This window comes from Mucilaginibacter robiniae, from assembly GCF_012849215.1.
Lineage (GTDB): Bacteria > Bacteroidota > Bacteroidia > Sphingobacteriales > Sphingobacteriaceae > Mucilaginibacter > Mucilaginibacter robiniae.
Map to the genome: position 1 here is coordinate 4,680,378 of NZ_CP051682.1, position 14,423 is coordinate 4,694,800.

Annotated in this window: 13 protein-coding genes; 12 read left to right on the forward strand and 1 reads right to left on the reverse strand. The window is 38.3% G+C overall.

The window, feature by feature from the left end; all coding sequences use genetic code 11:
- Nucleotides 1–3: 3 nt before the first annotated feature.
- From HH214_RS20520 to HH214_RS20575, 12 genes are all read left to right on the forward strand, one after another.
- Nucleotides 4–624 (forward strand): histidine phosphatase family protein, encoded by a 621-nt coding sequence (locus HH214_RS20520; RefSeq protein ID WP_211166271.1) that lies wholly within the window; start codon nt 4–6, stop codon nt 622–624.
- 9 nt (nt 625–633) lie between these two features.
- Nucleotides 634–1,377 carry a menaquinone biosynthetic enzyme MqnA/MqnD family protein gene (locus HH214_RS20525; RefSeq protein WP_169610831.1) on the forward strand — a complete coding sequence of 248 codons (744 nt, stop codon included), beginning with the start codon at nt 634–636 and terminating at the stop codon, nt 1,375–1,377.
- A 210-nt stretch (nt 1,378–1,587) separates the two neighbouring features.
- Nucleotides 1,588–2,070, forward strand: coding sequence for a hypothetical protein (locus tag HH214_RS20530; RefSeq protein ID WP_169610832.1), 483 nt, complete (start codon nt 1,588–1,590; stop codon nt 2,068–2,070).
- A gap of 150 nt (nt 2,071–2,220) precedes the next feature.
- Entirely contained in the window at nt 2,221–4,422 is a 2,202-nt protein-coding gene (locus HH214_RS20535) for a bifunctional alpha,alpha-trehalose-phosphate synthase (UDP-forming)/trehalose-phosphatase (protein ID WP_169610833.1), read from the forward strand.
- Between the two features lie 148 nt (nt 4,423–4,570).
- Nucleotides 4,571–5,206, forward strand: a complete 636-nt coding sequence (locus HH214_RS20540; protein ID WP_169610834.1) for a peroxiredoxin — start codon at nt 4,571–4,573, stop codon at nt 5,204–5,206.
- A gap of 138 nt (nt 5,207–5,344) precedes the next feature.
- Entirely contained in the window at nt 5,345–5,542 is a 198-nt protein-coding gene (locus HH214_RS20545) for a cold-shock protein (protein WP_169610835.1), read from the forward strand.
- A gap of 90 nt (nt 5,543–5,632) precedes the next feature.
- Nucleotides 5,633–6,925 (forward strand): MFS transporter, encoded by a 1,293-nt coding sequence (locus HH214_RS20550; RefSeq protein ID WP_169610836.1) that lies wholly within the window; start codon nt 5,633–5,635, stop codon nt 6,923–6,925.
- Nucleotides 6,926–6,971: 46 nt separating this feature from the next.
- Complete coding sequence (gene hemF / locus HH214_RS20555) at nt 6,972–7,883, forward strand: oxygen-dependent coproporphyrinogen oxidase (protein ID WP_169610837.1); 912 nt, start codon at nt 6,972–6,974, stop codon at nt 7,881–7,883.
- Nucleotides 7,884–7,978: 95 nt separating this feature from the next.
- On the forward strand, nt 7,979–8,377 hold the full coding sequence (locus HH214_RS20560; RefSeq protein ID WP_169610838.1) for a hypothetical protein: 399 nt from the start codon (nt 7,979–7,981) through the stop codon (nt 8,375–8,377).
- Between the two features lie 177 nt (nt 8,378–8,554).
- A complete protein-coding gene (gyrA, locus tag HH214_RS20565) occupies nt 8,555–11,140 on the forward strand; it encodes a DNA gyrase subunit A (protein ID WP_169610839.1) in 2,586 nt (861 codons plus the stop codon).
- Between the two features lie 6 nt (nt 11,141–11,146).
- Nucleotides 11,147–12,265 (forward strand): tetratricopeptide repeat protein, encoded by a 1,119-nt coding sequence (locus HH214_RS20570; RefSeq protein WP_169610840.1) that lies wholly within the window; start codon nt 11,147–11,149, stop codon nt 12,263–12,265.
- 7 nt (nt 12,266–12,272) lie between these two features.
- On the forward strand, nt 12,273–13,523 hold the full coding sequence (locus tag HH214_RS20575) for a tetratricopeptide repeat protein (RefSeq protein ID WP_169610841.1): 1,251 nt from the start codon (nt 12,273–12,275) through the stop codon (nt 13,521–13,523).
- A 228-nt stretch (nt 13,524–13,751) separates the two neighbouring features.
- On the opposite strand, the gene HH214_RS20580 is transcribed toward HH214_RS20575, so the two are convergent.
- Nucleotides 13,752–14,333 carry a hypothetical protein gene (locus HH214_RS20580; protein WP_169610842.1) on the reverse strand — a complete coding sequence of 194 codons (582 nt, stop codon included), beginning with the start codon at nt 14,331–14,333 and terminating at the stop codon, nt 13,752–13,754.
- Nucleotides 14,334–14,423: the final 90 nt, after the last annotated feature.

The window sequence follows — 14,423 nt, forward strand, 5'->3', positions numbered from 1 at the left end:
AGAATGATTCAAAAAACATTATACATCGTCCGCCATGGCCAAACTGACCTTAACAAACAAGGTATTGTTCAGGGCCGTGGTATGGATACCAACCTGAACGAGGAAGGCCGGCTACAAGCCAGCCTTTTCTATAAGGCTTACCATCATATACCTTTTGATAAAATTTATATATCTACGCTGAAGCGAACGCAGCAAAGCATTCAATCCTTTATAGATTTTGGCATTCCCTACGAGAAGCTTTCCGGGCTAGACGAGTTAGCCTGGGGCATACATGAAGGTCAGCCCAGCACACCAGAAACCAAGGCAGCTTTCTTCAAGCTTATGCGAGACTGGACCAGCGGTCGGTTGGATTCCAAGTTTGAAAAAGGGGAAAGCCCGAATGAGGTTAAACACCGGCAGCTACAAGCGCTGGAAACCATCATGAGCCATCCGGAAGAAAAAAATGTACTGATTTGCATGCATGGCCGCGCCATGCGTTTGTTACTATGCCTGCTTACCAATAAGCCACTTATCGAGATGGACAATTTTCCGCACCAGAACTTGGTACTGTATAAAGTTACTTACGATGGCAGCCGGTTTGAAATAGCCGATTTTAATAATGCCATCCATCTTAAAATACATTAATCTACTTCTTTGGAAAAGATCAGAATATCGGCTGTTAGTTATACTAACACCAAACCTTTTTTATATGGTATTCAACATACCGACATTATCAATCAAATTGATTTAAGTTTAGATAATCCATCAGATTGTGCCCAAAAACTTATTGACGATGTAGTGGATATTGGTTTAATACCAGTAGCAGCTACCTTAAGCTTACCACATTGGGAAATAGTATCTGACTACTGCATTGGTGCCGTTGGGCCGGTTAACTCTGTTTTTATTTTTAGTAACTGCGACATTCAACAGGTTAAAAGCCTACAGTTAGATCCACAATCGCGCTCGTCAAATAATCTGGCTAAAGTTCTATTGAAAAACTACTGGCAAATACAGCCAGAGCTAATAACAGCCGCGCCCGACTATGCACAGCCGGCAGATGAATATACAGCCTTTGTGCAAATTGGCGACCGTACTTTTGGCAAAGCAGAAAGTTACCCCTTTGTATATGATTTGGCTGCTGAATGGATAAAGTTTACCGGCTTGCCATTTACTTTTGCTGCATGGATTGCCAATAAATCTATTTCCCAATCCTTTATGAATGATTTCAACCAAGCGTTGCAGTACGGATTAGATCATCGGGATGACTTGTTTAAAGAAATACCTATGCGCACCGACTTCGATATACAAGATTATTTGATGAAGCGTATAGATTACCCACTTACGGAAGCTAAAAAGCAAGCTTTGTATTTATTTTTAAAGTACATTAAAGAATTGTAAGCTGATTACAAGCAACATAGAAAAAAGGGAGTAAACGCATGATTACTCCCTTTTTTAATAAATTCATTTTTGACGCTACTGAATACATTGTGTATTTTTAAATTTTAACAATGAAACCGATTAATTATTAATTTATCATAAAAATTAAAATATATTTTACATATTTTCAATGATGTTGTATTTTTGTTGCATAAATAAAAAGGATACGTCATGAAAAAAGTAATATTTACCCTGTTCGCTGCTTTAACTTTAGGCTATAGCACTTTTGCTGCTAAGACTGCTAAATTATCTGATGATGGTGATAAAGTATTTTACACCGTTAAAAACCAGTTCAATGCTGAGTTTGGCTCAGCCGAGAATGTAACCTGGACAGTTAACAACCAAATTCAAAAAGCTGAATTTACAGAAGATGGTGTTAAGATGGCTGCTTATTATAATACCACTGGTCAGTATATTGGCTTTTCTAAACAAATAACTTTCAATGAATTGCCTGCAGCTGCTAAGAAAGAATTAGCCGCTACTTACAAAGGTTTTTTTGCAGATGAAGTACTTCGTTATGAAGATACTAATGTATCACCAGCCTTACAGCGCTATATGTCAAACGATGAAACTTACTTTGTAAAGCTGTCAAAAGATAATGTACAGCACATTATCAAAGTAACGCCAAGTTCATCTATTGAAGTAATCAAATAATTAGATAGTTACCTACCATTAAAATAAAAGAGCCCTGCTTATATAAGCAGGGCTCTTTTATTTTAACAAGCATTTACAAGTGTTCCATTTATCATGTAATTAAAACAAGTTTATAGTTTCTGTTATTAAACAAACTGAGGTGATTTAATAATGGGAAAAACAATTATAATTTCAAACCGGCTGCCGGTAAAGGTTAAAGAGAATAATGGAAATTATGAATTATCAGCCAGTGAGGGCGGTTTAGCTACTGGTTTAGGTACTATTTACAAGCAGGATGGAAATATCTGGATTGGTTGGCCTGGCGTTACTGTAGATGAACCTGCCCATCAGGAACAAATAGCAAATAAGCTTCATGATTTAAGTTTAGTACCTGTGTACCTCACACAAGAAGAGTACAATGAATATTATGAAGGTTTTTCAAATACGGTTTTATGGCCGGTGTTTCATTATTATGCTTCCACTTATACTACCTATAAACCTTCCAATTGGGACTACTACCGTTCGGTAAACCACAAGTTTAGAGATGTTGTGCTGGAACATGCACAACCTGGCGATACAATATGGATACATGATTACCAGCTTTTGTTGCTGCCAGCTTTAATCAGACAGCAACTGCCCGATGTGACGATTGGGTTCTTTCTACACATACCTTTTCCATCACAAGAAATGTTTAGGTTGATACCATGGCGTATGGAGCTATTAAAAGGAATGCTGGGTGCCGATCTGGTTGGATTCCATACTTTTGATGACGTAAGACACTTTTTAAGTTCTGTTTCACGGATCATGCCTATGCAAGTATCATCCAATACTATTACCTGTGATGAACGGATAGTAGTAGCAGAAGCGTACCCTATGGGAATTGATGAACAGAAATATGCCAGCTTAACGCAAGAGCCGGAAGTACAGCACCAAGCTGAGCAAATTAAGCTGGTATTTAAAGATGTTAATCTGATCTTATCTATAGATAGACTTGATTATAGCAAAGGCATATTGCACCGCTTGCAGGCATTTGAGTTATTACTAAAAGAGAATCCTGAATATGTCGGTAAAGTAGCTTTGTATATGGTTGTTGTTCCATCGCGCGATCAGGTTCCGCAGTATATGGAATTACATAACCAGATTGATAAGAAAGTCGGTAACATCAATGCGATGTACCGAACTATGGATTGGACGCCCATACATTACTATTACCGGTCGGTACCTATTGAAACCCTTTCGGCATTATACAGCACCGCTGATGTAGCTTTGGTAACACCCATGCGCGATGGCATGAACCTGGTATGTAAAGAATACGTAGCCAGCCGAACCAACAATGATGGGGTGCTTATATTAAGCGAAATGGCAGGTGCATCACGAGAATTAATTGATGCATTGATTGTTAACCCTAATAATGTTATTCAAGTACGTGATGCTATAATTCAGGCTGTTAACATGCCGCTACAAGAGCAGCAAACCCGAATGAAGCAGTTACGTCATGCGGTTAGTAAATTTAATATATCGCACTGGGTAAACTTATTTATGTCGGGCTTGTCCGAAACTAAGTTTTTACAGCGTGCTATGCAAACCCGGCATATAGCATCAGCTACCGAACAATCACTCATTAATCGTTACCATCAAACGCATAAACGACTCATATTTTTAGATTATGATGGTACGTTAGTAGATTTCAAGACTGATATAAATCAAGCCAGCCCAGACGAAGAGCTTTATAGAATTATACGCCAACTTACTGCCGATCCGGAAAACCAGTTGGTACTTATTAGTGGCCGCAAGCATGAAAATCTGGAAGAATGGTTTGGCAAGGAGAAGTTGTTCATGATTGCCGAACATGGTGCCTGGTTCAAAGCACAAGGAACATCATCATGGTATAAAATCAATGGTTTATCAACTGCTTGGAAAAAGGATATTTATCCAATACTGGAGAAATTTGTAGATCGTACGCCCGGAACATTCATTGAAGAGAAAACTTACTCGTTAGTTTGGCATTATCGTAAAGCACAACTTGGCTTAGGCGAACTTAGAGCCAGCGAGCTAATCAATACCTTAAAGCTATCATCTAACGACAAAGGCTTACAGCTTTTACCTGGAGATAAAGTGGTTGAAGTAAAAAACATGGAAATCAACAAAGGTAAAGCTGCTTTGAGCTTGCTTGATCAGGCAGAGTATGATTTCATTATGGCTTTAGGCGATGATGTAACCGATGAGGATACTTTCAAAGCCATGCCCGAAAAAGCAATTACTATTAAAGTAGGTTCAGGATCATCAGCAGCAAAATTTTATTTACGTAACCCTGATGAGGTACGGCGTTTATTAGATACGCTTTCTACGGGAGTAACAGTACTGAACGCTTAATTTTATGGCTAATGCATATATTCAGGGTTAAAAGGTTAGTGTAATGCTGGTGTAAACTATAGTTGATTTTTGCATCAGTATAGTGATGTAAAAACTAAAGTTTTAACTTAGCAAAAACCGATTTGAAAACATCAAAAAACATACTACTATGAGTTTACGATTAGGCGATGTAGCGCCAAATTTTAAAGCCAAAACATCTGAAGGCGAAATAGATTTTTATGAGTATTTAGGTGATAGCTGGGGCGTATTATTTTCTCACCCTGCTGATTATACGCCAGTTTGTACCACTGAACTGGGCCGTGTAGCTTCGCTTAAACAAGAGTTTGACAAACGTAACGTCAAAGTAATTGCATTAAGCGTTGATAGTGCAGAATCACACCAGGGCTGGATTCAGGATATTAACGAAACACAAGATGTGGAAGTAAACTTTCCGCTTATTGCAGATGAAAACCGTAAAGTTGCTGAGGCTTACGACATGATTCATCCGAATGCTTCAGCAACAGTAACCGTACGTTCGGTATTTGTAATTGCTCCCGATAAAACCATCAAACTAATTATTACTTACCCAGCCTCAACCGGTCGTAATTTTCAGGAACTATTGCGCGTAATTGATTCTTTACAGTTAACAGCAAATTACAGTGTATCAACCCCTGCTGATTGGAAAGACGGTGATGAAGTAGTAATATCGCCATCTATTAAAAACGAAGATATACCTGCCAAGTTCCCGAAAGGGCATGTTGAAGTTAAACCATATTTACGTTTAACTCCACAGCCTAATAAATAAATTATGTTTATATTATAAAATTTATATATTTGAAACAAATATTTAATCTGCCATTATCTTCTGAATACTAAGCTGTTGCATTTTTTCAGGGCATTATATATTGACTACCTCATAAACTTAGATGATATTTTTTATATTATGAAAACTGGAAAAGTAAAATGGTTTAATACCCAAAAAGGGTATGGCTTTATTGTCACAGAAGAAGGGAAAGACTTATTCGTTCACTTTAAAGATGTTGAAGGTGGCGTAAATGCCATAAAAGATAACGATACAGTTGAGTACGATGTAGAAGATGGCCGCAAAGGCTTACAAGCTGTAAAAGTGAAAAAAGTATAGATTTTATAATATAGGCATAAAAAAACCTCTGCAATCACAGAGGTTTTTTTATGCTTAAAATTTTATATTGCCTTCCCTAAACTCTCTTGGATGGACACGCAACACGACTTTGCTTCAAAAAATACAAAAAACGTTATATTCCTGGTGCTAGTGGCGGCATTAGGCTACTTTGTTGATATATATGATTTGCTGCTTTTTTCAATCGTACGGGTAAAAAGCTTGCATGATATTGGCGTTTCAGATGCTGATATACGTACTAAAGGTGAATTCATCATTAATACACAAATGTTCGGTTTGCTTTTAGGCGGTATTTTGTGGGGCGTAATTGGCGATAAGTTCGGGCGTATCAAAGTATTGTTCGGTTCCATATTATTGTACTCATTAGCCAATTTTGCCAATGGTTTGGTTACAGACTACTATATGTATGCTGTAGTACGGTTAATAGCCGGCATCGGACTGGCAGGCGAGTTGGGCGCAGGGATAACTTTGGTTAGTGAAACCATGAGTAAAGAGAACAGGGGATATGGCACCATGATCGTAGCCGTGGTAGGTTTATTCGGAGCGGTAGCTGCTAATATAGTATCACACTTTGGTTGGCAAAACGCCTACTTTATAGGTGGTGTACTAGGTCTTTTATTACTTCTGCTTCGGGTAGGAACCTTCGAGTCAGGTATGTTTAAACAAGCTGCCCACGAACAGGTTGCCAAAGGCGACTTTCGTATGCTGTTCAACAATAAAAAACGCTTTGTAAAGTATATATGCTGTATATTAATTGGTATGCCTCTTTGGTTTATCGTAGGTATTTTAATAGCTCAATCTCCCGAAATAGGTAATGAACTACATGCTCAGCAAAGCCTTAATGCAGGTACGGGTATTATGTACACCTATATCGGTTTATCTATCGGCGATGTTTTTGCCGGCTTTTTTGCACAGTTTACCAAATCACGTCGCTTAACTATGCTGACGTTTCAGTTAATGTCAATTGTAAGTGTAATATTTTATTTAACTGCCGATCAGATTACCACCGGGCAATTTATTGGCTTGTGCTTGTTTATTGGCTTCTTTGTAGGATATTGGGCAACTTTCGTGACTATTGCTTCTGAACAATTTGGTACCAACTTACGTGCAACTGTAACCACCACCGTGCCCAACTTTGTACGAGGTGCATTAATTCCTATCACTGCCGGCTTTGAGCTGTTGGTGAAATACTTTAGTACACATGGCTATCAGGATAATAGTATCATTATGAGTTCGTACGTTATGATGGGTATTGTTACAATAATTGCCTTGGTTGCTCTTAGCCAGTTGAAGGAAAGTTTTGGCAAGGATTTAAACTATGTTGAAGTAGATGAACCGGACGGAAAAGTAAATGTAGTATCTTAAAGCAAGTATTATCTTAAAGCCACTTCAAATTTGCATTTTTGCGCTGATGATAACTAAAGAACAAGTAGCAGCCGATTATCAAACTATACAAGATGAAATATGCCAAAGTTTAGAAGCTTTGGATGGAAAAGCACATTTCGAAGAAGAAATTTGGGAACGTGAAGGCGGTGGTGGTGGCCGCACACGTATCATACAAAACGGTAACGTACTGGAAAAAGGCGGTGTTAATTTTTCAGCTGTACACGGAAAATTGCCTGATGGCTTGAAAAAAAACTTAAAAGTTGATCAAGATAACTTTTTTGCAACTGGCGTATCTATCGTGATGCATCCTAATCATCCACTGATACCTATCATCCACATGAATATTCGCTATTTTGAAATGCCTTCTTCTATAGCTGGCGGTTCTCCGTTACGCTGGTTTGGCGGAGGTATCGATTTAACGCCTCATTACGTTATTAAAGATGATGCTCGTTTTTTTCATAGTGAACTAAAATCAGTTTGCGACCATTACCATCCTGATTTTTATAAACGCTTTAAAACCTGGGCTGATGATTATTTTTTCATCAAACATCGTGATGAAACACGCGGCGTAGGTGGTATATTTTATGACCGATTGACCGCTAACGAAGACTTAAGTTGGACAGAAATCTTTGAATTTTCTAAAGCAGTCGGTCGTACGTTTGCACCTGTATATTCAGAATTAGTTAACCGAAACCGGCAGTTTGCTTATTCAGCCCGCCAGCAGCAGTGGCAATATCAACGTCGTAGTCGTTATGCTGAATTTAACTTGGTTTATGATGCCGGTACAAAATTTGGCTTGGAGACCAATGGTCGTATAGAATCTATACTGATGAGTTTGCCGCCTACCGCTAAATGGTTGTATAACTACCAACCAGAGCCGGGCAGTGAAGAAGAGAAAACGCTGCAACTACTAAAAAAAGGTATAAATTGGGTTTAAATTATTCAGTAAATCAAATACACTGATTAATTAACTTGTTTGATTTGAGCCGGCGTTACTACTTAGCAATGCTGGCGTTTTTTATTATATCAATTATGAAGATTGTTCCTGCTGTTGGCTTGGTAGCTGCTACTTTTTTGCTGGCATTTGCGCCTAAAAGCAACCTTAAAGGTACTTGGATATATGCCGGAGGGTACTATAACGGCAAGCTAGATTCAGCACCGACCGATTATCAACTGCAAAGAAAATATACCGCATCTAGTTTTGAAGCTTTTGTTGTTGAACAAGGCAGCAAACCGGAAAAATTTCAGGCGGGTGATTATACTTTAACTACAGATAGTTGTTTAGAAACCGAAACCTACAACGCACAATCAACCAAGCTAACTGGTGTTACCTTGCATTATCATTATGAATTCAGAAATGATACGCTGTTTTTGAAAGGCCATTTACCCAGCGGCATGGATGTGCTTGAATATTGGAAAAAGGCCAAGTAGGCAATGCTTTTGTTTTCTAAAAATTAATAAAATAGCTTCTGCTCAATACTGTACTTACCACGCGTAAATGTTGGTAAGTTTAGCTGTAATATGGCTTATTTTTGGTATATTCGCAGGTTACTTTTTACATCAACCTTGTAAACGTTTAGCAAGTTTTTTCTACAAAAATTCTAATTGATGGCTGAAGATAATTCACAACAAAACGACAGAATAATCCCGATAAATATTGATGAAGAAATGCGATCGGCTTACATTGACTACTCAATGTCAGTTATCGTATCCAGAGCCTTGCCCGATGTGCGTGATGGTTTAAAACCTGTACACCGGCGAGTACTATTTGGTATGCTTGATTTGGGTTTAAATAATAACAAACCCTTCAAGAAATCGGCTCGTATAGTAGGTGAGGTGATGGGTAAATATCACCCGCACGGTGACTCGTCGGTATATGATACTATGGTACGTATGGCACAGGATTTCAGCTTACGTTACCCGTTAGTTGATGGTCAGGGTAATTACGGCACTGTTGATGGTGATAGCCCGGCGGCCATGCGTTATACTGAGGCTCGTCTGCAAAAAATTGCAGAAGAGATGTTGGCTGACATCAATAAAGATACTATCGATTATCAGCTCAACTTTGATGATACGCTGGAAGAACCAACCGTTCTGCCAGCTAAAATCCCGAACTTATTAGTAAACGGTGCTTCTGGTATTGCCGTAGGTATGGCTACCAACATGGCGCCACACAACCTGTCGGAAGTAATTGATGCTACAGTAGCGCTGATTGATAATCGGGACATTGAAGTTTCCGAGTTAATGACCTATATCAAAGGTCCGGATTTCCCGACTGGTGGTATTATTTATGGCTACGAAGGTGCTCGTGATGCTTTCGAGACCGGTCGTGGCCGTGTTGTTTTACGCGCTCGTGCGGAGATCGAAACCTTCAACAATGACCGTGAACGGATCATAGTTACCGAAATACCTTATCAAATCAACAAAGCGCAAATGATAGAGCGCACAGCTGATTTGGTGAACGAGAAAAAGCTGGAAGGTATATCTACCATCCGCGATGAATCTAACCGGGAAGGTATCCGTATTGTTTACGAAATAAAACGTGATGCTAATGCGGCTATCGTTTTAAACAATCTGTATAAATATACTGCGCTGCAAACTTCTTTCAGTGTAAACAACATTGCGCTGGTTAATGGCCGGCCTATGCTGCTTAACCTGAAAGATTTAATTCATCACTTTGTTGAGCACCGTCAGGAAGTTATTGTACGCCGAACCAAGTTTGAGCTAGCCGAGGCTGAAAAACGTGCTCATATACTTGAGGGCTTGTTAATAGCCTTAGACCACCTGGATGAAGTAATCCGCTTAATTCGTAGTTCGGCAACACCTGAAGAAGCCCGTGACGGCTTAATGCAGCAGTTCAGCTTAACAGAAATTCAGGCCCGTGCTATTCTGGATATGACGTTGCGCCGCTTAACCGGTCTGGAACGTGATAAGATAAAGGAAGAGTATGCCGAGTTGATGAAGCAGATAGAATACCTGAAATCTATCTTGGCTGATCCGGAACTGCAAATGCGAATCATCAAAGATGAGCTGCTTGAAGTCAAAGAAAAATATGGCGATGAGCGTAAAACCGAAATGGTACACTCAACTGCCGAAATGATGACGGAAGATTTCATTGAAGATGAGGATGTTGTAATTACTATCTCACATGAAGGTTATATCAAACGTACGCCGTTAACTGAATACCGCCGGCAGGGTAGAGGTGGCAAAGGAGCTTTAGGTAGCAATAGCCGTGATGAAGATTTTATTGAGCACTTGCTGGTAGCTTCAAATCACAATTATATGTTGTTCTTCACTGAAGCTGGCCGCTGCTTCTGGTTGAGGGTATTTGAAATTCCGGAAGGAACGCGTACTTCAAAAGGCCGTGCTATTCAGAATATTATTAGTATTCCGAAAGAAGAAAAAATTAAAGCCTACATTAAAGTTAAGAATCTGAAAGATCAGGATTACTTGGATAATAATTTTATTATTATGTGTACCCGTAAAGGTACCATCAAGAAAACTTCCCTTGAGGCTTATTCTCGTCCGCGGGCTAATGGTATCAATGCTATTAACATTAATGATGGCGACACTTTATTAGAAGCAACATTAACTACGGGCAATAGTGAAGTAGTTATGGCGTTAAAGTCAGGTAGGGCTATACGTTTTAATGAAGCTACAGTAAGGCCGATGGGTCGTACTGCAACTGGTGTTCGGGGCATTACCTTAGAAGATGAAAAAGATGAGGTAGTAGGTATGATTGCCATCAATGATGCTGAAACTACTGTACTGGTAGTGTCAGAAAAGGGTTATGGCAAGCGTACTGACATTGAAGATTATCGGGTAACTAACCGTGGCGGTAAAGGTGTTAAAACCATTAACGTGACAGAAAAAACCGGTAAGCTGGTAGCCATAAAAGACGTTACTGATACCGATGACCTCATGATTATCAATCGTTCAGGTATCATCATCCGTATTGCTATGAAGGAATTACGTGTGATGGGCCGTGCTACACAAGGTGTACGTCTGATTTCGTTAAAAGAAGGAGATGAGATTGCATCCGTAGCGAAGATTGAACACAGTGAGGAAGAAGAGTTAGAACAAAAGCTGGAAGAAAATGGTTTAACGACAGATGAAAGCGGTGAAAATTTAGATGACTTTGCACCTGAAGATAATGGTGAGGACGAATCTGCCGCTGACACAGAAATTGAATAAAATATTATGATGAGCCGTAAAATCATCTTATCGGTTTTATTGGTTATGTTTACTGCACCTTTAGCATTCAGCCAAACTGAAGCGCTTAAAGTTGTAGTAAACAACCTGGCTTACTACCGCCAAAAATCAGAACTGAAATATTTAAGTAATGCTAAAAAATCAGTTGATAGCTTAATTAAAACTCGTTCTGATTCAAACAACATGGCTAAAAACGTTTATAAAGCCATTGTTTACTCCAGTATAGCTTATCTTGATTCAACCAATAAGCTAAATCAGCCAGCTAATTTCTTTGACCAAACGGTAGAGCTGGTAAACAAGCTAAGATCACGCAGCACTATTTACAAGTATCAAACCGAAATTGATTATGCTAAGCGCTGCCTGGCTAACGTTTATATACGACATGGCTTTGAGCAACTTAAACAACGCGACTTTGGTAATGCGGTACAATCTTTCCATGATGCACAAACCTACGCTCCAAACTTTGGTCAGTTGAACTCGTATATTGCTTATGCTAATACCAAAAACGGCAACTATCAGGATGCAGTAAAATACTACAATGGCTTATTAACAACTGATAGCGTTAAAACTGAGTATGTTTCTGCAGCAGTAAATATTTATAAGTTGATGGGAGATACTGCTAAAGCACTACAAACCGTACAAAAGGGGTTAAAGTATTTGCCCAATGATAAAGGTTTATTAATGGAAGAAGCTACTATATACAATAACCAGAGAGATTATAAAGGATTGGAGTCCATTCTAAGCAAGCTACTTGAGCAAAATTCGAATAATCCTGATGTTGTATTTTTAGCAGCTAACTGCTATGATCATTTAGAAGATTACGATCGTGCCGAATCCTTATACTTACGGGCGGTTGATTTGAACAATGTAAAATATGCTGCAGTTTTTAACTTAGGTGTTTTGTATTTAAAAGAAACCACGTTAAAACAGTATCAAGATAATGCTGATAAAAACATGAGTAGGGCAGCACAATGGCTGCAAAGGGCTAGTGAAATGGTACCTAGAAACGCAACCACACTGCAATTGCTACAACTTATATATGCCAAAACCGGAAATACTGTACAACTAAATAAAATAAGTAACAAATTGCAACAACTAAATTATTAATAAATCTATGAAAACCAAGTTAGTAATGGCGGGTGTGCTAACCCTGTCCACAGCAACCTTGTTTGCACAAAAGAATGAATTAACTAATGCTCAAAGTGAGTACAGCAAGTACGAGGTATTTAAACAAAATAAAGCTACGCTTGCACAAGGTCAAACCAGTATAAATACAGCTAAAACTTCCATTGATAAAGCTGCTGCTAATGAAAAAACAGCAACTCTACCACAAACTTATGCTTTAAAGGCTGCTATATATAGTGCATTAGCTTATCAGGATACTGTGGCTAGTAGTTCACAGCCGTTATTTGCTGCAGGTGATGAAGCTTACAAAAAAGCTGTTGAAACAGATGCTAAAGGTGAAAACAAACAGCTTATTGCTTCTGCAAAGCAATATTTAGGTTACTATCAGCTTAATGCAGGTGTACGCCAGTATCAAACCAAAAACTATAATGATGCTTATAAAGCTTTCGATTACTATCGTGCTAGCAGTCCGGAAGATACTACAGCTATTTACTATACTGCATTAGCGGCAAACCTTGCTAAAAACTATGATGCTGCCGTAACCAATTATAAAAAATTGGCTACCACCAACTCCAGCAAAAAAGGAGAGGCCTACAACGATATCGTAAACATTTATTTAGCTAAACATGACACTACAGCTGCATTAGCTGCTGCACATGAAGGTATCGAGAAGTTTCCGAACAACAACGATTTACGTTCAACTGAAATACAAATTGGCTTAAACCAAGGTAAACAAACTGAAATAATAGGCCAAATTCAAGAGGCTATTAATAAAGATCCTCAGAACAAAAATTTATATTATTACTCAGGTTTAGCGTATTCAAAAGTTGCTGAGAACGCTGAAAAATCAGCTAAAGCGACTAAAGAACCAGCTAAGAAAGCAACCTTCGTAAAAACTAAAGATGAGAACTTTACACAGGCTGCTGAAATGTACAAAAAAGCACTTCAAATAGATCCGAACTTTGCAGATGCTTCTTTAAACTTAGGATATGTTTTGATGAGCCCAGCTATCTACAAATTACAAGATGCTAATAACTCACGCACCATCAAGCAAACTGAATATGATGCTTTAAAAAACAAGGTTTATGCACAGCTTGACCAAGCTAAACCATACCTGGATAAAGCGGTTGAATTAAACCCAAAATCAGATATTGCATTAACCAACTTAAGAAACTATTACATCATCAAAAATGATAATGCACACGCTGCAGAAATCAAGAAGAGGATAGATGCATTGTAAATAGCAATATAAAGGGATAATCTATTTATCCCTTTATATTTTAAACACTTACTTAACATAATATAAATTATAGGTCAAATATTATAATATTCTAAATAATATATTTTATGTTAAGTAGAACTTGTTTATCAATATCGTACACTGCTGAGTTAAGAGTTTGTAAACAATAAAAAAGGCTTGCCACATATTGTGAGAAAGCCTTTTTTATTAGGGATGATAGTAAATTGATTATCTAGCGTCGCGTTTTATTTTAGCAGCTGTACCACGACCTGGTAAATAAATTTGTAAGCCAAAATTCAAAGTTAAAGTGTTTTGGTAACCTGCATCACCAAAGCCTGCTATGCCATTGTATTTAAGTAAAGTTTCTAAGCCAATGTTCGGTGTTACAAAGTAAGCAAAACCTGGACCAAAGCCAAAATCTAAACCGTTAGTATGGCCGCCTCCATTACTTACATTGATACCGCCAACACCAACGGTAGCTTCACCAAACACACGTCCGTGGCGTAATACAGCTACATCATTACCTGTATAGTAACGGCCGAGTGCACCCACACCATAGTTTACAGTAGTACTGGAATGCTTAGCTGTTTCTATACCTAAGTTTACATAACCACCTAACGCTACATTATCTTGAATAAACCAAGCCGCCTTAGGAGTAATATTAAAATTAAATTCTTTAGAGTTGTCCAATCCCAATCTTATGTCGGCAAAATCGCCTCCTACCAAAACGTTGCCTTTTTGGATTTGCGCATTAGCGGCGAATGCAAAGCTAAAAACTGATACTAAAGTTGCAATAGTAAATCTTTTCATAGTACTTAAAATATAAATTATTAATTAATTATACTTTAAGTACATCAGGATCGTGTTAATGTTTAATCTCATTTTGAATTGTGCAGTGCT